This is a genomic window from Streptomyces sp. VRA16 Mangrove soil, from assembly GCF_017377775.1.
Classification (GTDB): domain Bacteria; phylum Actinomycetota; class Actinomycetes; order Streptomycetales; family Streptomycetaceae; genus Streptomyces.
The window spans coordinates 852,857-873,855 of sequence record NZ_JAFVLN010000001.1 but is presented as its reverse complement, the minus strand read 5'-3'; the positions used below and the strand labels follow the sequence as shown (position 1 = coordinate 873,855).

The window sequence follows — 20,999 nt, the reverse complement described above, 5'->3', positions numbered from 1 at the left end:
TCATGGCCCGTCGGGCACCAGGACGCCCACGCGCAGGAGCCGGGCCACGAGGTCGAGGCCCAGTTCGCCCGCGGTGCGGGGCCGGCCGTCGAGCAGGTGGCGCACGGCCGCCAGGTCCGGTTCCGGGAAGTCGAGCCAGCCGACTCGCGTGTGCAACCGCCGCTCTTCCAGGCGTGGTTCGAGGGATCCGCGCAGTCGTACGCGCGAGTCGGGGCCGAGGCCGTCGACGGCGCGGAGCTGGGCCAGCGGTCCGAGCGGCGCCGGGCGGGCCTGGCCGCGCCGGGCGCGGTGGAACAGGGGCGCCGGATCCGTGTGGCTCAGGGCGGCGAGGAGCCGTTCGCGGACCAGGGAGAGTTCGTCGGCCGGTCCCTCGGTGCCGAGCGGCAGGGACTCGCGCATCTGGGGGTCGTCGCGCAACAACGCCAGCGCGGCTTGGGCGAGTTGCTCGGCCAGGGCGTGGCGGGTCCAGGTGTGGACGCCGAGCGTCAGGTGGATCGAGACCGCGCCCTGCGCCTGTGCGGCGTGCAGCCAGCCCCGCGGCAGGTAGAGGACGTCGCCCGGGGCGAGGACCGTGTCGAGGTGGGCGTCGCTCTTGGCGGCCTCCTCGACCTCGGAGCGCCGCTCGGTCCAGGGTTCGTCGCGCAGGGGGTCGCGCCGCACCGGCTCATGGATGATCCAGCGTTTGGTGCCTTCGATCTGTACGACGAAGACGTCGTGGACGTCGTAGTGGTCGTCGAACCCGCGGTTCTGCGGCGGCGTGACGTAGGCGTTGGCCTGCACCGGGTGCCCCAGCTCCGTGCCGAGCCGCGCGGTGAGGTCGGCGACCGGCTCCCAAGTGCGGTGCAGTGCCTGGAGGACGAGGGTCGCGCCGTCGGCGAAACTGCGCCACAGGGCGGTGTCGTCGGCCTGGTCCGCGACGGTCGCGCCGACGCCCGCAGGGGCGGTGAACGACGACGCCGGGAGCGTGGCACCGTTCTTGGCGACGCGCAGGAAGGGGGTGCGCAGACCGCGCCGGGAGATCAGTTCGTCGACGGCGTCGGCGGAGAACAGGTCGCTGAAGTCGCTTGCCCCGCGGGTCAGCAGGGGTGAGCGCCCCCAGTGGTCGCGGGCGAACTCCTGTCGGTCCAGGTCGGTCAGCAGCGTGCCGAGGACGCCGACGCCCGGTGGGGTGTCGGCGTCCCGGAGCCTTGCCGGCGAGCTGGTCAAACGGCCCTGCCCGACTCGTCGTCGGCCGCGCCGTCGGCACCTCCGTCATGCACACCGGGCACACCCGACGCGCCCCCGTCCGCAGGACCTTCGGCGCCACCGTCCGCACCCCCGTCATGGACACCGGGTACGCCCGCGGCACCGCCGTCCGCAGGACCTTCGGCGCCACCGTCCGCACCCCCGTCATGGACACCGGGCACGCCCGCGGCGCCACCGTCCGCGGGGCCCTCCGCCCCGCCGTCAGCGCCGCCGTCCTGCACTCCCGGAACGCCCGCGGCACCGCCGTCCGCAGGACCTTCGGCGCCACCGTCGGCGCCACCGTCATGGACACCGGGCACGCCCGCGGCGCCTCCGTCCGCGGGGCCCTCCTGCTGGTTCGGGTCCTGATCGGGGTTCGTCATGTCTCCTCCTGGAAATGGGCGGTGGGATCCGGTTGGTTCGCTCGTGTACCCCGTGTCCCTCCCTCTTCACCAACCTCACCCACATCGCTCGCGCCAGCAACTCCACTCGATGAGCCGGTGGGCGGGACGGGATGCCAGGGGGAGCCCGGTGCCGCTCACAGCCGCACGGCGACGAGTTCCGTGCCGCGCTCAGCCGCCGTCCGCGCTCCCGAGCTGCTCGCGCAGGCGGAGCATGCCGCGCCTTGCATGACTCTTCACGGTGCCCAGGGGCCAGCCCGTGAGGGTCGCGATCTGCGTCTGGGTGAGGTCGTCGTAGAAAGTGAGCTCCAGGACCCTGCGCTGCGGACCGGGCAGGCGCGCGAGTTCGCAGGTGATGACGACCTTGTCCAGCACGTGCTGGACGTCGCTCTCGCGGGCCGGCACATCGACCGCCAGCGCCGAGCCCGCGGCGCCGACGAGTTCGGCCCGCCGGGTGCGCAGGCTCAGGGCGTCGGCGATCTTGCGCCGCGTGATGCCGACGAGCCAGCCCCCGAGCTGTCCGCGCCGCGGGTCGAATCCGCCCCGACCCCGCCACGCGGCGAAGAAGACCTGCTGCGTGACGTCCTCCGCCTCGCGCGCGTCGCCGAGCGAGCGGTACGCCAGAGTGTGGACCAGCGTGCCCCAGCGGCGGTAGGCGCCTTCGAGGCAGGCCTCCCGGCCGTCCGACAGGCCTGCGGCGAGCTCCTCGTCGGTCAGTTCGCCCTGGGCCGTGCGCGTGGTCGGGTGCTGCTCCGGTGCGGCTTCCGCCGTCGTCAGTAGTGCAGGCATGACCTTGTCCCTTCGGCGTCGGCTACTGCGTCAACTCTCGCGATCAAAGGTCACGCCATCGACATGCAACGTAGTTGCATCGTTTTGCCGGATGCCGATCCTGTTCCTCTGTTTTCTACGGTCATTGGCGGCCCTGGAACACGACGGAACCGCAGTCGACACGCCGGCCGAAGCGAAAGGGAGCAGGTGCGCAACGATCCCGCACCGATATGCTCGGCTCATGAACCGTCCCGAAACCGGCCGGCGGCCGGACGCACCGGACGACGGCGTCGCCCGGCTCACCTCCGGCATGGTCGCCCAGCGTCTCGGCGTGTCGCCCACGACGCTGCGCTCCTGGGACCGGCGCTACGGCCTGGGTCCGGCCCGCCGCAACGAAGGGCGGCACCGGCGCTGGTCCCCCGAGGACATCGCCGTCCTGGAGACCATGTGCCGGCTGACCGCCCAGGGGGTGCCGCCCGGCGAGGCCGCCCGGCTGGCCAGGAGTGGCGCGGCCCCGTCGGACGACGAGCCCCCTGCCGACCCGGCACTCGACGACGCCTCCCCCGACGAGGCGTCCGACCCCCGCCTGGGCCCGGTGCGTCCCGAGTGCCGTGGTCTCGGACGCGCGGCGGTGCGGCTCGACACCGACGCCGTGGAGGAGCATCTGCACTCCTTCCTGCGCGGGCACGGGGTCGTCGCCGCCTGGGAGGAGCTGATGATGCCGACCCTGCACGCGGTGGGCCGCAAGTGGGAGACGGGCGGCGACCGTTATGTCGAGGTCGAGCACTTTCTGTCCTGGCACGTGTCCACCGCCCTGCGCACCGCACCCTTCCTCGTCCCGCGCCCGGCCCGCCGGGGTGGCCCGCCCGTGCTGCTGGCGTGCACGCCGGGCGAGCAGCACACCCTGCCGCTGGAGGCGGTGCACGCCGCCCTGGTCGGCGAGGGGATCCCAGTACGGATGCTGGGCGCGGCCGTCCCCGCCGACGCGCTGCTGGAAGCGGTGCAGCGCACCGGTCCGGCCGCGGTGACGCTGTGGTCCCAGACCCGGTCCTCGGCCAGTGCGGCGCTCGCCGACCATCTCGTACGGACGGGGTGGGGGCTCAAGGGTGCCCGCCGCAGACCCGTGATCCAGCTCGCCGGGCCCGGCTGGCGGGGAGCGTCCGTGGAAGGGGCCTCGTATCCGCACAGCCTCACCGACGCGGTCGCCGCCCTGCGCGGTCCGTGAGCGGCGCCGGGACGCCTGTGCGCATCCGTGGACGCGGGCCGTGCCGAACACCTGGGAAGCGGCACACACCGTGCCGAGAGGTGAGGGAGGTGGTTCCGTGGCCGTGTTCGGAGAACCCACGGACGTCCTGGTGATCGGTGCCGGGCTCGCCGGGCTCGCCTGTGCCCGGGACCTGCTGGCCGCGGGCGTCGGCGTACGGGTCGTGGAGGCCGGCGACGAGGTCGGCGGGCGGATGCGGTCGGACCGGGTGGACGGCTTCGTGGTGGACCGCGGGTTCCAGGTCTTCAACACGTCGTATCCGCAGGTCCGTCGGCGCCTCGCCCTGAAGGACCTGCGGCTTCGGCCCTTCACCCCCGGGGTCCTGGTCCACGACGACTCCGGGCGCTTCCGGTTCAGCGACCCGACGCGTCGTCCGGGAACCCTGCCGGACCTGCTGCCCGGCCGGTTGGCAGGACCGCGCGACCTGGCCGCCCTGGCGCTCCTGTGCGGCCGCGACATGCTGCTGCCCGCGCGCCTGCTCAAGTGGCGCGCCGGGACCACCACGCGGGCCGCGCTCTCCGCGGCGGGCATCTCCGACGCGCTGGTCGAGCGGCTGTTCCGCCCGTTCCTGTCCGGGGTGTTCCTGGAGGAGGGCCTGGAGACGTCGGCGCGGATGTTCCATCTGGTGTGGCGGAGCATGCTGCGGGGCACGCTGTGCCTGCCCGGCGAGGGCATCGGCGCGGTCCCGCGGGCGCTGGCCGCCGCCCTCCCCGAGAAGGCCGTCGAGCTGGAGTGTCCCGTTGCCGGGCTCACCGACGAGGGTGCGGCGACCGTCGAGGGACGGGAGCTTCCGGCGCGTCACGTCGTCGTCGCCACCGGTCCCGGATCCGTCGCGTCCCTGCTCCCCGAGGTGGAGCTGCCGCCGTACCGCGTCGTGACGACGTACTTCCACGTCGCCCCGGCGTCGCCCCTCGACGAACCGACGCTGCTCGTCGACACGCGGCGGCGCTTCCTCAACACCTGTGTGCTCAGCGACGTCGTGCCCGGCTACGCCCCGGCGGGTCACGCGCTCGTCGCCACGTCCGTGCTGGGCCGGGACGCGGCGGGCCGTGAGCGCGGGGTGCGGGCCGCGCTCACGGACGCGTACGGCGTGGACACGACGGGCTGGGACCTGCTGACCGTGCGCACCGTGGAGGACGCGCTTCCCGCCATGGAGCCCCCGCAGCCGCTCAGTCGCACGACGCGGGTGGCGACGGGCAAGTACGTGTGCGGGGACCACCGGGCGACCGGTTCCGTGCAGGGCGCGCTGGCCTCCGGGGCGCGGGCCGCGCGCGAGGTGCTGCACGATCTGCGGCGCTGACCGGGCAGGTCAGGGCGGGGCGTCCCGGCGCTCCCGGTCCTCGCGCAGCACCTCCTGGAGGTCCGTGAGCCGGTCCAGGCCCCGCACGGGCTGGGCCATCCGCGGGTTGTGCTCCAGACGGGCCCGGTGCCGGTGCAGGAAGGCCCAGTACCCGGCGGTGAACGGGCAGGCCCGCTCGCCCGTCCGCTCGGTGGGCCGGTACGCGCACCCGCCGCACAGGTCGCTCATCCGGTTCACGTACGCGCCGCCGGACGTGTACGGCTTGGTCGTCATGCGGCCGCCGTCGGCGTACTGCGACATGCCGACGACGTTGGGGACCATCACCCAGTCGTAGCCGTCGACGAAGCAGCGGTGGAACCAGTCGGTCACCGCCTCCGGGTCCCAGCCGCGCTGGAGCGCGTGGCTGCCGAGGAGCATCAGACGGGGGATGTGGTGCGTGTAGCCGGTGTCGCGCACCTGGGCCAGCGTGGTGGCCAGGCAGCGGGCGTGCACCGCGTCCGCGTCCAGTTCGAGGAACCAGTCCGGGAGCGGCTCGTGGTGGCGCAGCGCGTTGCGGTGCCGGTAGTCCTCGCCGAAGTACCAGTAGAGCTGCCAGACGTACTCGCGCCAGCCCGCGATCTGCCGGACGAACCCCTCCACACTGTGGACCGGGGCCTGGCCCGCCCGCCAGGCGGCCTCGGCGCGTTCGACGCACTCCGCGGGGTCCAGCAGGCCGAGGTTGAGCGAGGACGACAGCAGGCTGTGGCTCATCACGGGGTCCTGCGCGAGCATCGCGTCCTCGTGCGGCCCGAACCCGGCGAGCCGGTGCTCGACGAACCGTCGCAGCGCGGCGAGCGCCTCCCGCCGCGACGCGGGGAAACCGCGCGGGCCGTCCCGGCCGACGAAGCGCACCGCGCCCTCGCGCTCCCAGCGGTCCAGATCGTGCCGCACCTCTTCGTCGATCTCGTCCTCGCGGGGCCGGTAGGGGGCCGGGGCGCCCAGGGTGCGCTCCCCCTTGGGCGGCGGTTCGCGATTGTCGTGGTCGTGGTTCCATCGCCCGCCGGCCGGGCCGTCCCCGTCCATGAGGAGGTCGTGCTCCCGGCGCACCCACCGGTAGAAGTTCTCCTGGCGCAGCTGTCGCCCGTCGTGTCCGTCGGCCCAGGCGCGGAAGGCGTCCTGGGGGACGAGGAAGCCCCGGGCGGGCAGCACCGTCACGCGGTCCAGCGATCTCACCAGCCGCAGTGCCGCGTACGACGTCGGGTGGTGCGCCGTCACCGGGGAGTCACCGACCGCCTCGCGCAGTCCGTCCCGGTAGGTCTCGGCCCGGACGTAGCGGACGCGGTCACCGAGTTCGGCGGCGCGGTGCCGCATCGCGGACAGCACCAGGTGCGCCTTGGCGCGGTGGAAGCGGCGGCGCCGCAGGACCGAAAGCGCCTCGATCATGACCACGGGCACATCCGGATCGGACGGCAGGAAGTGCGGTCCGAGCTGGTCGCCGAAGAGCCAGTGGGGGTCCGTCATCGCGGTGTCTCCTCGTTCGCGCCGCCCCGGCCCCGGTCGCCCGGCGGCATCGCAGATCCTTCCGTGTGCCGCTGCTGCCCGGATGCGTTCGCCGCGCCGCTGCAACCGTTTGCCCGATCACCGCGGAAGTGGGGTCGAGCGTGCCGAGCATCGGCTCGGCCGGGAGAGGGGCGCTTGCGAACGAGGGAGATTGCGTCATGAAGCTTCGCGATGAACTGCCCGTCGACCACCGGCTCGCCCAGGTGTACCGGTACGGCGCTGGATTGTGCGGCGTGATCCTTCTGGTCTTCGGCTGTCTGGGCTTCGCGGATCAGCTGAGCCCGTTCAACACGGATGGCAGCCGGATCGCGGGAATGTCGACCAACGGGGTGCTCAGCCTGATCTCGGTCGTCGTGGCCCTGATCCTGATCGGCGGTGCCGTCGTCGGGGGCAATGTCGCCTCGACCGTGAACATGACCGTCGGCATCCTGTTCGTCCTCAGCGGCTTCTTCCACCTCTTCGTCCTGGACCGGCCCGCCAACGTCCTGGGATTCGGCATGTCGAACGTGATGTTCAGCTTCGTGATGGGGCTGCTCATCGCTTGCTTCGGCATGTACGGGCGTGTGTCGAGCAAGCTGCCGCACGACAACCCGTACTGGCGCCGCCGGCACCCGCGTGAGGCCTCCCGCGAGTCCCTGGCCGCCCGCCGGGGCGCCGCGCAGCCGGCCCTCACCGGGGCGCCCGGCTCCACGACGGCGCCCGCCGTCCGCTCCGTCCGGAACTGACCGGCCCGCCCGCGCAGGCCGGTACGTTTCGCCGCGCACGGTTCGGCAAGGCGCACGGCCGACGATGATCACCGCTGTCCGGTGATCCGGGCCGACCGGTCGCGCACTGCGCGGCGGAGAGGAGACAGGGTGGGATCGAGCGGAGCCCCGGACAGGACCGGTCGCCTTCCGCGGCGCTCGTGGCTCGGCGCCGCGGTCGCGGCGGGTGTCACGGGTCTCGCGGGATGCGGGAGCGCGGACACCGCGCAGGACACTCCGCGCCGCTCACGCACCGCTCTGCCTGCGCGGTCCTCCTCCCCCACCGCCTCGCCCCGGCCCACCCGGCGCCGCCCGGAACTGCCCCGGGGCGGGCGCCGGGTCTTCCCCGAGCACCGGCTCGTCGGGTACTGCGGTCTGCCCGGCGCCGCCGCGCTGGGCCGTCTCGGCACCGGCATGTACGAGTGAACCCGCGCCCGGAACGGGTTGGTTCCGGACGTTCCGGGGCGCTCAGCAGACCGGCAGCCACGCCGTGATGATCTTGCCCCGGCCGTCCGGCAGCGTTCCCACCGCCGTCCGCGTGGTGACCTTCCCGACCAGGGCCCAGCCGAACCCGCCCGGTTCCGCACCGGCGCGCTCGGGAGAGACGGGCACGGCGGAGCTCGCGTCGCCGACCTCGACGGCCACCTCACGCCCCTCGACGCGGACCTGGAACCACATCAGGCCGCCACCGTGCCGGAACGCGTTGGACACCAGCTCCGAGCAGACCAGCTCGGCATCGGCCAGCCGCACCGCAGGGGCAGCGTCCAGGCCATGGGCCGCCGCGCACCGCTCTACGGCCGCGCGCACCCGGGCACGGGCCTGTGCTCCCGTCAGGTTCAGCGGGGTGAGGGCCGGGGAGGCATCGCGGTGCGCCTCCCGGTCGGGGAGCGCGCTCACCTCTCGGCTGTGCGGCGCGGACATGCCCGGCATTCTCTCATCCCGCTCTCATTCGGCCACATCCGTACGTCTGTTCCTCATGATCCTCACAGACTCCACGACCGAGCGTCACACCCGAGGACGCGCGGCGCCTTCCCCGCTCGGTTTCGGCGAGTGGCCGACGGGACACCTGCACCTCAACATAGAGGACAAACAACGGGAGTCGTGACGAATGCGCAGTGTAGGTGTGGAGGAGGAACTGCTGCTCGTCGACCGCGAGAGCGGCGAGCCGCAGGCCCTGTCGGGTGCGGTGCTTGCGATGGCCGACCGCGACGACGAGGGCGAAGGCGCCGCCGGTGACACCACGACCGGCTCTTTCGAGGCCGAACTCCATCGCGAACAGCTGGAGTTCAACACGCGTCCGCACCGGTCGACGGCGGAGCTCTCCGAGGAGATCGTCCGCCGGCGCACGGCCGCCGCGGAGCACGCCGACCGCGTCGGCGCGGCAGCGGTCGCCCTGGCCACGTCGCCGCTGCCGGTGAACCCCACCGTCGGTACGGGTCCCCGGTACCGGTGGCTCACCGACGAGTACGGCATCACCACGCAGGAGCAGCTCACGTGCGGCTGCCACGTGCATGTCTCCGTGGACTCCGACGAGGAGGGCGTGGCGGTGCTCAACCGGATCCGTCCCTGGCTGTCCGTGCTGACCGCGCTGAGCGCCAACTCGCCCTTCTGGCAGGGCAAGGACTCCGGATACAGCAGCTACCGCAGCCGAGTGTGGGGCCGCTGGCCCTCCGCGGGCCCCGTCGAGCTCTTCGCCGACGCGGCCGATTACCACGAGCAGATCCGCGCGATGGTCGCCAGCGGTGTCCTGCGGGATCCGGGAATGGTCTACTTCGACGCCCGGCTCTCCGCGGATCACCCCACCGTCGAGGTGCGCGTCGCCGACGTCTGCCTCGAACCGTCGACGACGGTGCTGCATGCCATGCTCGTCCGCGGACTGGTCGAGACGGCGGCACGCGCGTGGCGGGCCGGGGAGCCCGCTCCGCCGCACCCGGTGACGCTGCTGCGGCTCGCGACCTGGCGGGCCGGCCGCTCGGGCCTCGACGGCGAGCTGGTGAGCCCGCTGGACATGCGTCCGGTGCCCGCCGCCCAGGCCGCCCGGTCCCTGCTGGAGCACGTGCGGCCCGCACTGGACGACGCGGGTGACTTCGACGAGGCCCGCGAGCGGCTGACGCGGCTGCTGCGCGAGGGCAACGGCGCCGTCGTCCAACGCGCCGTGATGCGCCGCACCGGCAGCCTGCGCGACGTGGTCGCGGACTGCGTGCGGCGCACCCATGGGGGCCTGTGACGCTGTGACGGCTACGACGTGGTCATCAGGGCGCTGCGCAGCTTGGCCAGCACACGGGAGATGAGCCGTGAGACGTGCATCTGCGAGCAGCCCAGCACGTCGGCGATCTGCTGCTGCGTCCGCTCCTCCACGAACCGGAGATGGACCAGCTGCCGATCTCGCTCGCTCAGGTCCGCGACGATCGGCGCCAACGCGTGGAAGTTCTCGACGAGTTCGAAGCGTTCCTCGTCGAAGCCGATGAAGTCGGCGAGGGCGGTCTCGGACTCGTCGTCCTTGCCCATCACCGCGGCGTCGAGCGACACGGCGTTGTAGCCGTTGACCGCCTTCTGCACCTCGGCGACCTCACCCGGGTCGAGCTGCATCAGCTCCGAGAGCTCCTGTGTCGTCGGGGAACGGCCCAGACGGCTGCGCAGTTCGTCGGTGGCCCTGGCCAGCTCGACCCGGGCCTCCTGGAGGCGGCGCGGCACGTGCACGGCCCAGGTGGTGTCACGGAAGAACCGCTTGATCTCACCGGTGATGTACGGGACGGCGAACGAGGTGAACTCGACCTCGCGGGTCAGCTCGAACCGGTCGATCGCCTTGATCAGGCCGATCGTGCCGACCTGGACGATGTCCTCCATCTCCTGCGGCCCGCGGTGCTTGAAGCGCGAGGCCGCGTACTGCACGAGAGAGAGGTTCATCTCGATCAGCACGTTGCGCACGTACTGGTACTCGTGCGTGCCCTCCTCAAGGCGGGTCAGCCGATCGAAGAAATGCTTGCCCACGGCCCTCGCGTCCTTGGGCGCGATGGACGTGGGGTCGGCGTACGCGCGGTCCACAAGCTCCTGCGCTGTGCTCGGTGCGGCCTGCGCGTTCTGCTCGTGTGCCGTCACGGCGATCATGAGTGTGTCCCCCTCTGCGGTGGCTGAGCTGCGACGTTCCCTCCTGTACCCCCGAAGTCGGCAAGCATTCACAATGATCGTCAAGGTAGTTCGGGAAACTCCCCGGCGAGTCCTGTCCGGGCCGACCGGCTCTGCGGAGTGCGGGCTCCACGGTCCTGGCGTGGTCGTTCGCGCAGGTGGCGGAACCGCCGCCGCCTCTCACGAACAGGGGTCGGCTAAGGTGAACGCGGCGCTTGGGACAGCAGGCGCGACGGCTGTGCGCGCCCCGCGCCGTTCCGGACGGCGACATGCGGTGGGCCGACGGCCGATCCTGCCCGCCTTCACCGTGTCACGAGGTCGTACGTACTCATGCAGCCCGCCGATGAACACCCCCCTGTCATCCATTCCGGTCAGCACGGCCCGATCTGGTTGATCGAGGTCTCGGGTGACGTCGACTGCACCGCCCTCGACGCCCTGGCCGAGGCGACCGCGCAGGGGCTGCGCGAACAGCCCGGACCGCTCGTCATGGACCTGGGCGACCTGCGCTTCGCCGACTCCTCGCTGCTCAACCATCTGCTGAACGCACGGGCGTGGCGGCGTCTGATGCTCGTGGACGTGCCCGCGCAGATGCTGCGGGTGCTGGAACTCACCGGCACGGCCGAGGTGTTCGAGATGCACGCCGATGTCACGGCCGCGGTGGCCGCCGCACAGACCGACGGCTGAGTGGTACCCGCGGTCCGGGAGCCGTGCGTCCGTCCGGCGAGCGTGCTCCCCGGCACGGCCCGGTTCTCCCCGATTCACGTCCGTTCCCCCGGATCCGTGTCCGCCCTGTTTGGGTACGAACGCCCCGGGCAAGCGGATCCCGTGCTTCGGACCGGAGGCGCGCCATCGGGACCGTTCGTCGACTGCCCTGCCTACAAGGGAGTCGGGTCGGCCCGCCGCCACTGCTGACTGCCCCCGAGGATCGCTGATGCCTACTTCTCACGCCGCACAGACGTCCACCGCCACGGCGCCCGCCACCCCGACCCGTCACCCGCACGACGACGCGCCCGCGACGGCTGCGCAGTTCGCCCGGCTCGTGACGCTGCCCGAGGGCGAGGAGCGTCAGGCGCTCATAGCCCGGCTCGTCGAGTCCTGGCTGCCGATGGCGCACCGCATCGCGGGCCGCTTCCGCAACAAGGGCGAGAGCCTGGAGGACCTGCAGCAGATCGCCGCCATGGGGCTCCTCAAGGCCGTGCGCCGCTACCAGCCGGACCGTGGCGCGTTCGAGAGCTATGCGGTGCCCACCATCACCGGTGAGCTGCGACGCCATTTCCGCGACCGGATGTGGGACGTGCGCGTGCCCCGGCGCGTCCAGGAGCTTCGCAACAAGGTGCGGGTCGCGCGCCGCGACCTGATGAACGGTCCCGAGGTGCAGGGTGAGCCGTCCCTCGCGGCGCTCGCCGAGCGCACCCGGCTCAGCACGGACCAGGTCCGTGAGGGCCTGGAGGCGCTGGAGAGCTACAGCGCGCTGTCCCTGGACACGCAGTTCGACGCGAACGGGGACGGGTTCAGCCTCACCGACACGCTGGGCGCGCAGGACCCGGCGTACGACATCGTCGTGGACCGTGAGGCCGTGAAGGCGGGACTGCGCGAACTGCCGGAGCGCGAGCGCGCCATCCTGTATCTGCGGTTCTTCGAGGACATGACCCAGTCCAGGATCGCCGAGCGGTTCAAGATCTCCCAGATGCACGTGTCGCGTCTCATCGCCCGCAGCTGTGCCCGGGTCCGCGACCGGGTCGAGGCGGCCTGAACCGGCGCGGTCGGCTAGGCTCACCGCCATGACGACCGGGACGGCCTTGCGCCACTCACGATGCGGCGACCCGGTGCCTCACTGAGCGCCGCGCGGGCTCCGCCTCCGTCGTGTCGACCAAGGGTTCTGCTCAACCTCCTCGACACGACAGGAAGTTCCTTGCTCACCAAGACACTGCAGATTCCCACCGCCGACGGACAGGCCGACGCGTTCGCCGTTCTTCCCGACAACGGCGAGCGGCACCCCGGGGTGCTGATGTACGCGGACGGTCTCGGACTCCGCTCCGTGGTGCGGGAGTTGGCCCGCGAACTCGCCAGGCACGGGTACTACGTGCTCGTCCCCAACTTCTTCTACCGGCACGGCCGGGCACCGGTGGTCGCGCTTCCCGCGTTCATCGGGGAGGAGGACCGGCCGGCGGTCATGGCTCAGGTCATGCCCCTGGTCGCGGCGCACACCGTCGAGCGCACCCTGAGCGACGCCGAGGCGTTCCTCGCGTATCTCACGGCGCAGCCCGAGGTCACCGACGGGCCGGTCGCGGTCACCGGCTACTGCATCGGCGGCCTGCTGGCGCTGCGCACCGCCACGGCCCATCCCGACCGGGTGGCCGCGCTCGCCGCGTTCCACGCCCCGGTGGGCGCCGACGGGCCCGAGTCCTTCGGCACGCTCACCGCCGAGGCGCACTTCGGTCATGCCGCGACCGATCTGACGCCGGAGGCCCTCGACGAGCTCAACTCCGCGTTGGACGCGGCGGGGGTCCGGCACATCTCGGAGATCTACCCGGGCACCGTCCACGGCTTCACCATGTCCGACACCCAGGCCTTCGACGCCGACGGGCTGCGACGGCACTGGGAGCGGCTGCTGCCCCTGCTGCGGCGCACGCTGGTCGAGCGCGCGGGATCCTGACCGAGGTCAGTGCCCGTCCGCCGGGGCCTCGTCGTCCCGGGGGACGGGCAGGGGCGGTTCGCACACCGTGAGATGACGCTCCATCAGACTGCCGAGGACCAGCACGCCGGCGGTCTCGGCGACACTGGTGATCATGCGGCAGCCGATGCCGGTGCGCCGCAGGTCGTGGCGGATCTCTCCGGTCGGGGCGAACGCGAGGACACGGGCCACCCGCGGCAGCGGCGGCCGGACCCGTTGTGCGGCCGCCGCCGCCGCGCCGCGGGCGTGCCGGGGCAGTCGACGGGCCGATTCCAGAAGAGGGTTGACGGGTGCGGCGAGTGCCACCCAGACGTCTCCCGAGGGGCTGGTGGTGAGGTTGTCCGGGTAGCCGGGCAGCCGGTCCCGCCACCTTTCCGTCTCTCCGGCGCGCGGCCCGGTCAGCCAGTGGCACAGGAGCCGACGTGCCCCCGTCTCGGCTACGACGAGATGCGTGCCGTCCTCGGAGAGCACGACCCCGTTCGCGAACTCCAGCCCGTCGGCGAGGACTTCGGGTTCCCCACCGGGCTCAAGCCGCATCAGGCGGCCCGTGGCGGTGCGTCCCGTCAGGTCGGCCCGCCAGTGGGAGAGCGGGTTGCGGCTGCTGGAGGAGGTGAAGTAGAGGGTGCCGCCCGTGGCGACGGCGACGTTGCTGCACACGCGCAGCGGCCGCCCGGCCACCCGGTCCGCGAGCACCTCGGCGCGGCCGCCGTCCGGCGGCAGCCGCAACAGCCCGGCCTCGGCGTCGCACACCAGCAGCCCGCCGTCGGGCAGCACCGCAAGCCCCAACGGCCGTCCGGGCACCCGCCCGATCTGTCCGACGGCGTAGGGCGGTGTCACCCCGACGCGCAGGATGCGGCCGTCCTCGATGCCGGTGACCACTCCCCCGCGTCCGTCCGGCGCGACGTGCTCGGGCCCGTCGCCCACCGGGACACGGCGCCGCACGACCAGGGGCTGGGGCGGCACGCGCAGGGCCCTCATGCGGTCGGCCGTCGGTCGGGCGTACGCAACGTCATACGGTCCTCCGGGAGTTGTGACGGGTGACGGGCCGGGGAGCGGGTGCCCTCGCTGCTGCGGCAACGGCTCGTGGCGCCGCCCGCGTGGCGGTCGCGGGAGGCCACTCACCGCTTGCGGGCCACCCCGCACACGCCGACGTCCACGGCGCCCTGTATGTCGTAGGCGGTCGCGGCTCCGTCCGGGCGCCAGGCGGAGGGCGGCACGACGCCCGGTTCCACGAGGTCCAGGCCCCTGAAGAAGGCCGCGATCTGCGCGGGCGAACGCAGGTGGTAGGTGTTCGCCGACTGCGCGTTGTAGGCAGTCACGGCGGTGTTCAGGGCCGCGTTGGTGTCGACACCGTCGCTCAGGGCGAGATAGCTGCCGGAAGGCAGGGCGTCCAGGAGGGTGGCGACCAGATCCGCGGGACGGTCGTCGTCCGAGAGCTGCCCCATGATGCCGAGCAGGGTCAGGGCGACGGGCTTGTCGAAGTCGAGGGTCTTCGCCGCCTCGGCGAGGATCCGCTCGGGGTTGCGCACGTCCTCGGACAAGTACGCGCACGCTCCCTCGGGGCTGCTGGTCAGCAGGGCGCGGGCGTGGACCAGGACGAGCGGGTCGTTGTCGACGTAGACGATCCTGCTGTCCGGGGCGATGCGCTGGGCCACCTCGTGGGTGTTGTCGGCGGTGGGCAGCCCGGTGCCGATGTCGAGGAACTGCCGGATGCCGGCCTCGCCCGCCAGATGGCGGACGGCACGCGAGAGGAACACCCGCTGCAGCCGTGCCACGGCCGCGAATTCGGGGAAGGTCGACAGGATGACGTCGCCGACCTCGCTGTCGACCGGGTAGTTGTCCTTGCCGCCCAGCAGGTAGTTCCAGACCCGGGCCGAGTGCGGGCGGTCCGTCCGCAGGGTGCCGTTCACGGCAGCGCTCTCATGATCCATGGGCACAGCTTCACATTCGGCGAGCACTGAGAGGGTCAACTTCGGTGGAACGGTGTCGAGTTCACCGGTGTCGTGGGCACGGGGCGGTCACTCCTGGTCCCAGACGGTCGCCTCCACGTTGAACTCGTACGGTCCCGGCACGCTGGTGAAGGTGACGTACCCGAGGCGCCCCTCCCAGGTGCGCAGGCATGCGGTCGTCCCCTTGCGGACGGCCAGTGCCCGGCGCGCGAGGCGGCCGCTCAGCTCCGCGCACTGCTGGTAGGTCGGCGGGCGTGCGCCCTCCCAGGACGCGATGGCGTTGGCGACGACCTCCCCTGCGTGGCAGTCGCATTCGAGGCCGAGGTCGCCGATCACCGCGTACGTCGGCGGCACCTGGTCGAGCCACCACCCGGTCGGTTCGCCGGTGCTGCGCAGCAGGAGCGCGCCGTGCCAGCGCACCTTCACCGCGGGGGCCGCCGGGCCGGGCGTGCGGGGCGCTTCACTCGGCGGCTCCGTGGTGTCGTCGGAGCGGGAGGGCTCGGGCGGCGCGGTGGTCGGCGAGGGCGGGCGGGACGAGGTGGACGCCGGGGGCGGGCTCGGTGAGGGCTGGGCCGAGGCGGTCGGCGGGACGGTGACCGCTCCCCCGCCGCGCGGCGAGCCGCCCGCGGCCGACAGGCTCTGCCCGTAGAGCAGCGCGCCGAGGATCAGCGCGAACACGCCGATCGCGGCCACGGCCCAGCGCAGCTTCGGCTGGGTCAGGGCCGGGACCTCGGTGCCGCCCAGGCTGATCGACTGGCCGATGATCGCGGCGGCGAGCAGCACCAGACCGACGACCCACAGTGTCCCGATGATGCCCAGCATGGCGCCCTCCCCGTCGCGTACGGACGCTTATGCCCCCGGGTCGCCCCGGGTATAGGTCAGCCGCTCGACCTGGCCGCTCCGGAACTCGTCCGCGATCTCCTGTCCGTTGACGACGAGCCGGAAGGCACCCGCGTCACCGAGCACCAGGTCGATCTTGCTCGGGTCCGTGAAGGTCCTCGTCCGGCCCTGCTCCAGGATTCCGTCGAAGAGCAGTTCCCCGTTGTGGTCCTTCACCGACAGCCAGCTGCGCCCGTCCTCGGCGGTCGCCACGACGGTGACGCGGTCCTTGGGAGCCGGGAGCGCGGGCTCGGACGACGCCGGCGAGGAGGGCGTCGCGGAGGCGGACGGGGGCGTGGCGGCGGACGTGGCCGGCCGGGACGGCGAGGCGGTGACGGACGTGCCGCCGCCCGCCTTGCCGTCGTCGCCCCCGTGCCGGTTGAGGGCGAGGAAGCCTCCCGCCAGTGCGCTCGCCACGGCCGCCGCCGCGATCAGCAGGACGAGCGGGCGTCGGCCGCGGCCGACGGGTGCCGTGCGGCGCGGAGCGAGCGCGAGGGTGTGCGGGTCCGGGGCGGGCCGGGGCGGCTGGTCGGCGACGGTCGCCGGACCGGGCTCACGCTCGGGCCCGAGGGAGTCCAGGAGCGCCCCGGGGGTGGGGCGGTCGGCGGGGTTCTTGGCCAGGCAGGCGGCGACCAGCGGCCTCAACTCCCCCGGGACGGCGGAGAGATCCGCGGGCTCGTGCACCGAGCGGTACATCAGCCCCATGGGGGTGCCGGTGCCGAACGCACTGCCGCCCGCCGCCGCGACCAGGACCGCTCCGAGCGCGAACACATCGGCGGCGCCGGTGACTTCGTCGCCCTGCGCCTGTTCGGGTGCGAGGTATCCGGGGGTGCCGAAGGCCGTCCCGGTGGCGGTCAGCCGTGTCGACTCCACCGCCCGTGCGATCCCGAAGTCGAGAACGCGGGGACCGTCGTCGGCCATGATGATGTTGCCCGGCTTCAGGTCCCGGTGGACGAGTCCGCAGCCGTGCACGGCCTGGAGCGCCTCGGCCAGCGCCGCCGCGAGCGACCGCAACTCGGTCTGCGCCATGGGGCCCTGACGGTCGATCAGTTCACCGAGGGTGGGGCCGGGGATGTACGCGGTGGCCAGCCAGGGCGCCGTCGCGTCGGGGTCCGCGTCGACGACGGGGGCCGTGTGAAAGCCGCCGACCCTGCGGGCGGCCTCGACCTCGGCGCGGAACCGCTCACGGAAGTGCGGGTCCGCCGCCAACTCGGGCCTGGCCACCTTGACGGCGACGGCTCTGCCGCCCCGTGACCGGGCGAGGTAGACGGTACCCATGCCGCCCGCGCCCAGTTCCCGCTCGACGGTGTAGCCGCCGATCCGCCGCGGCAGCTCCGCGCCGTTGCCCATGCTCTGCACGCCTCCCCTGCGTACGGTCGCCCGTACGTGACGCCTCCGGTTCAGCAGCGTAGACGAAGACAGCGCCGGGGCAGCAGGGGTGGCGTGAGGCGCCCGGGCCGGTGAACTCCCCGGCTCCCGTGATCAGTTGCCGCGGCGCACCCGGGCGGCCTTGCGGGCCTCGGCGAGCTTGCGGGCGTCGTTGCTCTTGCGGGACGCCCTGCCGCCGGAGCCGGTCTTCGCGCTCTTGGTGTCCTTCGTACTGCCCAGACCGCGGAACGGGGTGTTGTGGTTCTTGGGCTTCTCCGCGGCGGAGCTGCCGTCGAGAGGGGCCCCGGAGGGCGCCTTGGCCCCGGTGATCCGGCTCAGCTCCGCCTCCCCCGACCGCACCTTGGTGACCTTGGCGGTGATGCCGGCCTCCGCCATGACCTGGCTCGTCTCGCGGCGCTGCCCGGACAGGACGAGGGTGACGACGGTGCCGGAGCGGCCCGCGCGAGCCGTGCGGCCCGCGCGGTGCACGTAGTCCTTGGGGTCGGTGGCCGGGTCGACGTTGACCACCAGGTCGAGGTCGTCGACGTGCAGGCCGCGGGCGCCGACGTTCGTCGCGACGAGCGCGGTGATCCGCCCTTCCTTGAACTGGGCGAGGGTGCGGGTGCGCTGCGGCTGGGCCTTCCCGCTGTGCAGCGCGGCGGCGGCCACGCCGCTGGCCCGCAGATGAGCGGTGAGCCGGTCGACGGCGTGCTTGGTGTCCAGGAACAGCACGACACGGCCGTCGCGGGCGGCGATCTCCGTGGCCACGGCGTACCGGTCGGGGCCGTGCACGACGAGGAGGTGGTGCGCGATCGCGGGGTGCGCGTCGGAGGCGGTGTCGGCCTCGTGGACGGCGGGGTCGCGCAGGTAGCGCTGCACGAGTTCGTCGACGTCGCGGTCGAGGGTCGCGGAGAACAGCATGCGCTGTCCGTCGGGGCGCACCTGGTCGAGGAGTTCGGTGACCTGCGGCAGGAAGCCCATGTCGCACATCTGGTCGGCCTCGTCGAGGACCGTGATGCGGACGCGGCCGAGGCGGCAGCCCCTGCGGGCGACCAGGTCGTGCAGTCGGCCGGGGGTGGCGACGACGATCTCGGCGCCGTCCCGCAGGGCGGCGGCCTGCCGTGCGACGGAGACGCCGCCGACGACCGTCGCCAGGCGCAGTCGCAACGCTTCGGCGTACGGGGTGAGCGCCTCGCCGACCTGCTGCGCGAGTTCCCGGGTGGGGACCAGGACGAGGGCGAGGGGCTCCTTGGACTCGGCGCGCCGGCCGGCCGTCCGGGCGAGGAGGCCGAGGCCGAAGGCGAGCGTCTTGCCGGAGCCGGTGGGGCCACGGCCCAGCACGTCACGTCCCGCCAGCGCGTTCGGCAGGGCCGCGGTCTGGATCGGGAAGGGCACGGTGACGCCCTGCTCGTCGAGCACGCGCAGGAGCGGGGCCGGGAGCCCGAGCCCCGTGAAGGACGGGGTGTCCTGCTGCCGGTCGTCGGCACGTGCTGAGTCGCTCACTGAAAGCCTTCCTCCGAAGGGACCTGGCCGGACCGAACCGAGGAAGGCGCGGCGGGGGACGCGGCCCGGCCGGGGCTCCGGGCGGAGCTCCGGCGCGGGGCGCTGCAAACGCTCGACGCTAGCACGGGGCGTGCGGGCCGCGCCTCCCGCGACCGGTGGCCCGGCTCAGGCGGCGGCGCCGACCGTGTCCTCGTCGGGCTCCGGGAGGCGGGAGAGCGGGCCGCGCGTGTACTGGGCGGCGACCAGCGCGGAGGCCTCCTGCGGCGTGGAGACGGAGGGCGGGGAGCCCTCCAGCGGCTGCCGGGCGGTCTCCTTCGTGAGCAGGACCGCGATCACGCCGACGGCGGCCGCGAACATGATGTAGAAGGCCGGCATGAGGTTGTTGCCGGTGGCGCTGGTCAGGCCCTCCATGGCGAGCGGGGTGGTGCCGCCAAAGAGGGAACCCGCGACGTTGAAGGAGATCGCGAGCGCCGAGTAGCGCACCTCGGTCGGGAAGAGCGCGGGCAGCACGGCGGACATCGTCGCGAGGAACGTCAGCAGGCACAGGCCGAGCAGCAGCAGTCCGGCGTAGATCGCCAGGTGGCCGCCCATGCGCAGCAGCAGGAACGCGGGCAGGGTCAGCACGACGAAGCCGATCATGCCGGTGAGCAGGACGGGCTTGCGGCCGACGCGGTCGGAGAGCGCGCCGAGCGGGTGCACGAGGCACATCAGGACGACCATGACGACGACGATGGCCACGAGGCCCGCGGTGGAGCCGTACTTCAGCTCGTCGGTGAGGTAGGTCGGCATGTACGACAGCAGGCCGTAGTCGGCGATGTCGTAGGCGGCGACGAGGATCATGCAGAGCAGCAGCGCGCGCCAGTGGTCGCGGAAGAACGGGCCGAAGCGGAACTTCGGCCGTTCGGCGCCCCGCTCGTGCTCACGCTCCAGCTCCTGGAAGGCGGGGGTGTCCTCCAGCTTGAGCCGCATGTACATGCCGATCAGGCCGAGGGGGCCCGCGACGAGGAACGGCACGCGCCAGCCCCAGGCCAGCATGGCCCCGTCGTCCAGGACCGTGGTGAGGACGGTGACGAGACCGGCCGCGCCGACGTATCCGGCGAGCGTGCCGAACTCCAGGTAGCTGCCGAAGAAGCCGCGCCGCTTGTCCGGCGCGTACTCCGCGATGAACGTGGCGGCGCCGCCGTACTCACCGCCCGTGGAGAAGCCCTGCACGACACGGAAGAGCAGCAGCAGGACCGGCGCCCAGATGCCGATGGCGGCGTACGAGGGCACCAGGCCGATACCGAAGGTGCCGAGCGCCATCATGATCATGGTGAGCGAGAGGACCTTCTTGCGGCCGATGCGGTCGCCGAGCGGTCCGAAGACGAAGCCGCCGATCGGCCGCAGCAGGAAGGCCGCGGCGAACGCGCCGAAGGACGCGAGGGTCTGGGCCGTCGGGTTGCCCGACGGGAAGAAGACCTGGCCGAGGGTGACGGCCATGTAGGAGTAGATGCCGAAGTCGAACCACTCCATGGCGTTGCCGAGCATCGCGGCCTTCACCGCGCGCCGCACCGCCGCCTCCTCGGTCACCGTGATGTCGCTGACGCGCAGCTTGGGGCTGCGCCGCCGCTCGATCACCCGGAACATCCCGCGGTGGCGGCGGACCGCCTCGGGATTCCACTCCGGTTCACTGTCACTGGCCGCCTGCGTCGTCTCCGCGCTCACGGACGGGTTCCTTCCTCCGGTTTCGCCTTCAGGCAGACCCGCCTGCCCTTCATCGTCACGTTCATGCAGCTCACCGCCGTGCGAACCCGGCGATGAAGATCACAGCCCCGCGCTCCCGGCGGCCCCGGCCCGCCGGGAACAAGTCCGCTTTCCGCAGCGCTGTCACTGATGTCCGGCCGTACGACGGAGCGCGGCCGACACACCGGTGGGCAGGGCCCCGGACGGACCGAAGGAGCGTGACAGCGATGGGCGGGTCAGGACCGGACAGGCCCCTGGCGAACGAGGACACCTGTGTCGTGACCACCTGTGGTCGCAAAATCGCCGTGCACCGGCTGCGGCTGGCGGTGGCCGACCGGCCCATCGGGCGGCTCGCCCTCGACGTGGGCGAGGACCGGGGCGGCGACCCGGGCGCGTGGGCCTCGCTCACCGCCGACGAGGCGCGGGAGCTGGCCCGCCTGCTGCTGCTGCACGCGGACCTGACCGAGCAGGGCGCGACCGCCGAGAAGTGACCGGCGCGCGCCGCTACCGCGTATCCCGCCGTCAGCTGTTCACCGTTT

The 20,999-nt window shown here is 72.9% G+C and carries 21 protein-coding genes; 9 read left to right on the top strand and 12 right to left on the bottom strand.

Annotated features, from left to right (window positions below):
- The 3 genes from J3486_RS03870 to J3486_RS03860 form a co-directional block, all read right to left on the bottom strand.
- Positions 1-1,206: a cupin domain-containing protein gene (locus J3486_RS03870; protein WP_207818480.1), complete on the bottom strand. Its 1,206-nt coding sequence runs from the start codon at positions 1,204-1,206 to the stop codon at positions 1-3.
- The gene (locus tag J3486_RS03865; RefSeq protein WP_207818479.1) at positions 1,203-1,607 is read right to left on the bottom strand and encodes a BatC protein; all 405 of its coding nucleotides are present in this window, start codon (positions 1,605-1,607) and stop codon (positions 1,203-1,205) included. The genes J3486_RS03870 and J3486_RS03865 overlap by 4 nt, the downstream gene beginning before the upstream one ends.
- A gap of 189 nt (positions 1,608-1,796) precedes the next feature.
- Positions 1,797-2,414: a sigma-70 family RNA polymerase sigma factor gene (locus J3486_RS03860; RefSeq protein WP_207818478.1), complete on the bottom strand. Its 618-nt coding sequence runs from the start codon at positions 2,412-2,414 to the stop codon at positions 1,797-1,799.
- A 220-nt stretch (positions 2,415-2,634) separates the two neighbouring features.
- Here J3486_RS03860 and J3486_RS03855 point away from each other — a divergent pair, with 220 nt between their 5' ends.
- Positions 2,635-3,618: a MerR family transcriptional regulator gene (locus J3486_RS03855; RefSeq protein WP_207818477.1), complete on the top strand. Its 984-nt coding sequence runs from the start codon at positions 2,635-2,637 to the stop codon at positions 3,616-3,618.
- Positions 3,619-3,715: 97 nt separating this feature from the next.
- Complete coding sequence (locus tag J3486_RS03850) at positions 3,716-4,957, top strand: NAD(P)/FAD-dependent oxidoreductase (RefSeq protein ID WP_207818476.1); 1,242 nt, start codon at positions 3,716-3,718, stop codon at positions 4,955-4,957.
- A 9-nt stretch (positions 4,958-4,966) separates the two neighbouring features.
- Here J3486_RS03850 and J3486_RS03845 read toward each other — a convergent pair whose 3' ends face one another.
- Positions 4,967-6,457 carry a cryptochrome/photolyase family protein gene (locus J3486_RS03845; protein ID WP_207818475.1) on the bottom strand — a complete coding sequence of 497 codons (1,491 nt, stop codon included), beginning with the start codon at positions 6,455-6,457 and terminating at the stop codon, positions 4,967-4,969.
- A 197-nt stretch (positions 6,458-6,654) separates the two neighbouring features.
- Between J3486_RS03845 and J3486_RS03840 the strand changes: the two genes are divergently transcribed.
- Positions 6,655-7,221, top strand: coding sequence for a DUF4383 domain-containing protein (locus J3486_RS03840; protein WP_207818474.1), 567 nt, complete (start codon positions 6,655-6,657; stop codon positions 7,219-7,221).
- 129 nt (positions 7,222-7,350) lie between these two features.
- Positions 7,351-7,665: a hypothetical protein gene (locus J3486_RS03835; RefSeq protein WP_207818988.1), complete on the top strand. Its 315-nt coding sequence runs from the start codon at positions 7,351-7,353 to the stop codon at positions 7,663-7,665.
- Positions 7,666-7,707: 42 nt separating this feature from the next.
- Here J3486_RS03835 and J3486_RS03830 read toward each other — a convergent pair whose 3' ends face one another.
- Positions 7,708-8,160, bottom strand: a complete 453-nt coding sequence (locus J3486_RS03830; protein WP_207818473.1) for an ATP-binding protein — start codon at positions 8,158-8,160, stop codon at positions 7,708-7,710.
- A 187-nt stretch (positions 8,161-8,347) separates the two neighbouring features.
- On the opposite strand from J3486_RS03830, the gene J3486_RS03825 reads away from it, so the two are divergent.
- Positions 8,348-9,466, top strand: coding sequence for a glutamate--cysteine ligase (locus J3486_RS03825; RefSeq protein ID WP_207818472.1), 1,119 nt, complete (start codon positions 8,348-8,350; stop codon positions 9,464-9,466).
- An 11-nt stretch (positions 9,467-9,477) separates the two neighbouring features.
- Here J3486_RS03825 and J3486_RS03820 read toward each other — a convergent pair whose 3' ends face one another.
- The gene (locus J3486_RS03820; protein ID WP_207818471.1) at positions 9,478-10,347 is read right to left on the bottom strand and encodes a SigB/SigF/SigG family RNA polymerase sigma factor; all 870 of its coding nucleotides are present in this window, start codon (positions 10,345-10,347) and stop codon (positions 9,478-9,480) included.
- Positions 10,348-10,695: 348 nt separating this feature from the next.
- Here J3486_RS03820 and J3486_RS03815 point away from each other — a divergent pair, with 348 nt between their 5' ends.
- The 3 genes from J3486_RS03815 (at position 10,696) to J3486_RS03805 (ending at position 13,021) form a co-directional block, all read left to right on the top strand.
- Positions 10,696-11,049 carry an STAS domain-containing protein gene (locus J3486_RS03815; RefSeq protein WP_207818470.1) on the top strand — a complete coding sequence of 118 codons (354 nt, stop codon included), beginning with the start codon at positions 10,696-10,698 and terminating at the stop codon, positions 11,047-11,049.
- 247 nt (positions 11,050-11,296) lie between these two features.
- Positions 11,297-12,118, top strand: a complete 822-nt coding sequence (locus J3486_RS03810; RefSeq protein WP_207818469.1) for a SigB/SigF/SigG family RNA polymerase sigma factor — start codon at positions 11,297-11,299, stop codon at positions 12,116-12,118.
- 159 nt (positions 12,119-12,277) lie between these two features.
- Positions 12,278-13,021: a dienelactone hydrolase family protein gene (locus tag J3486_RS03805; RefSeq protein WP_207818468.1), complete on the top strand. Its 744-nt coding sequence runs from the start codon at positions 12,278-12,280 to the stop codon at positions 13,019-13,021.
- Positions 13,022-13,027: 6 nt separating this feature from the next.
- Here J3486_RS03805 and J3486_RS03800 read toward each other — a convergent pair whose 3' ends face one another.
- The 6 genes from J3486_RS03800 to J3486_RS03775 form a co-directional block, all read right to left on the bottom strand.
- The gene (locus tag J3486_RS03800; RefSeq protein ID WP_207818467.1) at positions 13,028-14,017 is read right to left on the bottom strand and encodes an SMP-30/gluconolactonase/LRE family protein; all 990 of its coding nucleotides are present in this window, start codon (positions 14,015-14,017) and stop codon (positions 13,028-13,030) included.
- 140 nt (positions 14,018-14,157) lie between these two features.
- Positions 14,158-14,970, bottom strand: a complete 813-nt coding sequence (locus J3486_RS03795; protein WP_207818466.1) for an SAM-dependent methyltransferase — start codon at positions 14,968-14,970, stop codon at positions 14,158-14,160.
- Positions 14,971-15,057: 87 nt separating this feature from the next.
- Positions 15,058-15,810, bottom strand: coding sequence for a hypothetical protein (locus J3486_RS03790; RefSeq protein WP_207818465.1), 753 nt, complete (start codon positions 15,808-15,810; stop codon positions 15,058-15,060).
- A 27-nt stretch (positions 15,811-15,837) separates the two neighbouring features.
- Entirely contained in the window at positions 15,838-17,217 is a 1,380-nt protein-coding gene (locus J3486_RS03785; RefSeq protein WP_207818464.1) for a RodZ domain-containing protein, read from the bottom strand.
- Positions 17,218-17,349: 132 nt separating this feature from the next.
- Positions 17,350-18,738 (bottom strand): DEAD/DEAH box helicase, encoded by a 1,389-nt coding sequence (locus tag J3486_RS03780; protein WP_207818463.1) that lies wholly within the window; start codon positions 18,736-18,738, stop codon positions 17,350-17,352.
- A gap of 165 nt (positions 18,739-18,903) precedes the next feature.
- The gene (locus J3486_RS03775; RefSeq protein WP_229377576.1) at positions 18,904-20,364 is read right to left on the bottom strand and encodes an MFS transporter; all 1,461 of its coding nucleotides are present in this window, start codon (positions 20,362-20,364) and stop codon (positions 18,904-18,906) included.
- Positions 20,365-20,738: 374 nt separating this feature from the next.
- Here J3486_RS03775 and J3486_RS03770 point away from each other — a divergent pair, with 374 nt between their 5' ends.
- A complete protein-coding gene (locus J3486_RS03770; RefSeq protein WP_307804672.1) occupies positions 20,739-20,951 on the top strand; it encodes a hypothetical protein in 213 nt (70 codons plus the stop codon).
- The last annotated feature ends 48 nt before the right edge of the window (positions 20,952-20,999 follow it).

Coding starts and splice junctions, on each gene's coding strand:
- J3486_RS03865 (WP_207818479.1), bottom strand. CDS start 1,607: ATGACGAACCCCGATCAGGACCCGAACCAGCAGGAGGGCCCCGCGGAC.
- J3486_RS03860 (WP_207818478.1), bottom strand. CDS start 2,414: ATGCCTGCACTACTGACGACGGCGGAAGCCGCACCGGAGCAGCACCCG.
- J3486_RS03855 (WP_207818477.1), top strand. CDS start 2,635: ATGAACCGTCCCGAAACCGGCCGGCGGCCGGACGCACCGGACGACGGC.
- J3486_RS03845 (WP_207818475.1), bottom strand. CDS start 6,457: ATGACGGACCCCCACTGGCTCTTCGGCGACCAGCTCGGACCGCACTTC.
- J3486_RS03840 (WP_207818474.1), top strand. CDS start 6,655: ATGAAGCTTCGCGATGAACTGCCCGTCGACCACCGGCTCGCCCAGGTG.
- J3486_RS03830 (WP_207818473.1), bottom strand. CDS start 8,160: ATGTCCGCGCCGCACAGCCGAGAGGTGAGCGCGCTCCCCGACCGGGAG.
- J3486_RS03825 (WP_207818472.1), top strand. CDS start 8,348: ATGCGCAGTGTAGGTGTGGAGGAGGAACTGCTGCTCGTCGACCGCGAG.
- J3486_RS03820 (WP_207818471.1), bottom strand. CDS start 10,347: ATGATCGCCGTGACGGCACACGAGCAGAACGCGCAGGCCGCACCGAGC.
- J3486_RS03815 (WP_207818470.1), top strand. CDS start 10,696: ATGCAGCCCGCCGATGAACACCCCCCTGTCATCCATTCCGGTCAGCAC.
- J3486_RS03810 (WP_207818469.1), top strand. CDS start 11,297: ATGCCTACTTCTCACGCCGCACAGACGTCCACCGCCACGGCGCCCGCC.
- J3486_RS03800 (WP_207818467.1), bottom strand. CDS start 14,017: ATGAGGGCCCTGCGCGTGCCGCCCCAGCCCCTGGTCGTGCGGCGCCGT.
- J3486_RS03795 (WP_207818466.1), bottom strand. CDS start 14,970: ATGGATCATGAGAGCGCTGCCGTGAACGGCACCCTGCGGACGGACCGC.
- J3486_RS03790 (WP_207818465.1), bottom strand. CDS start 15,810: ATGCTGGGCATCATCGGGACACTGTGGGTCGTCGGTCTGGTGCTGCTC.
- J3486_RS03785 (WP_207818464.1), bottom strand. CDS start 17,217: ATGGGCAACGGCGCGGAGCTGCCGCGGCGGATCGGCGGCTACACCGTC.
- J3486_RS03775 (WP_229377576.1), bottom strand. CDS start 20,364: ATGTTCCGGGTGATCGAGCGGCGGCGCAGCCCCAAGCTGCGCGTCAGC.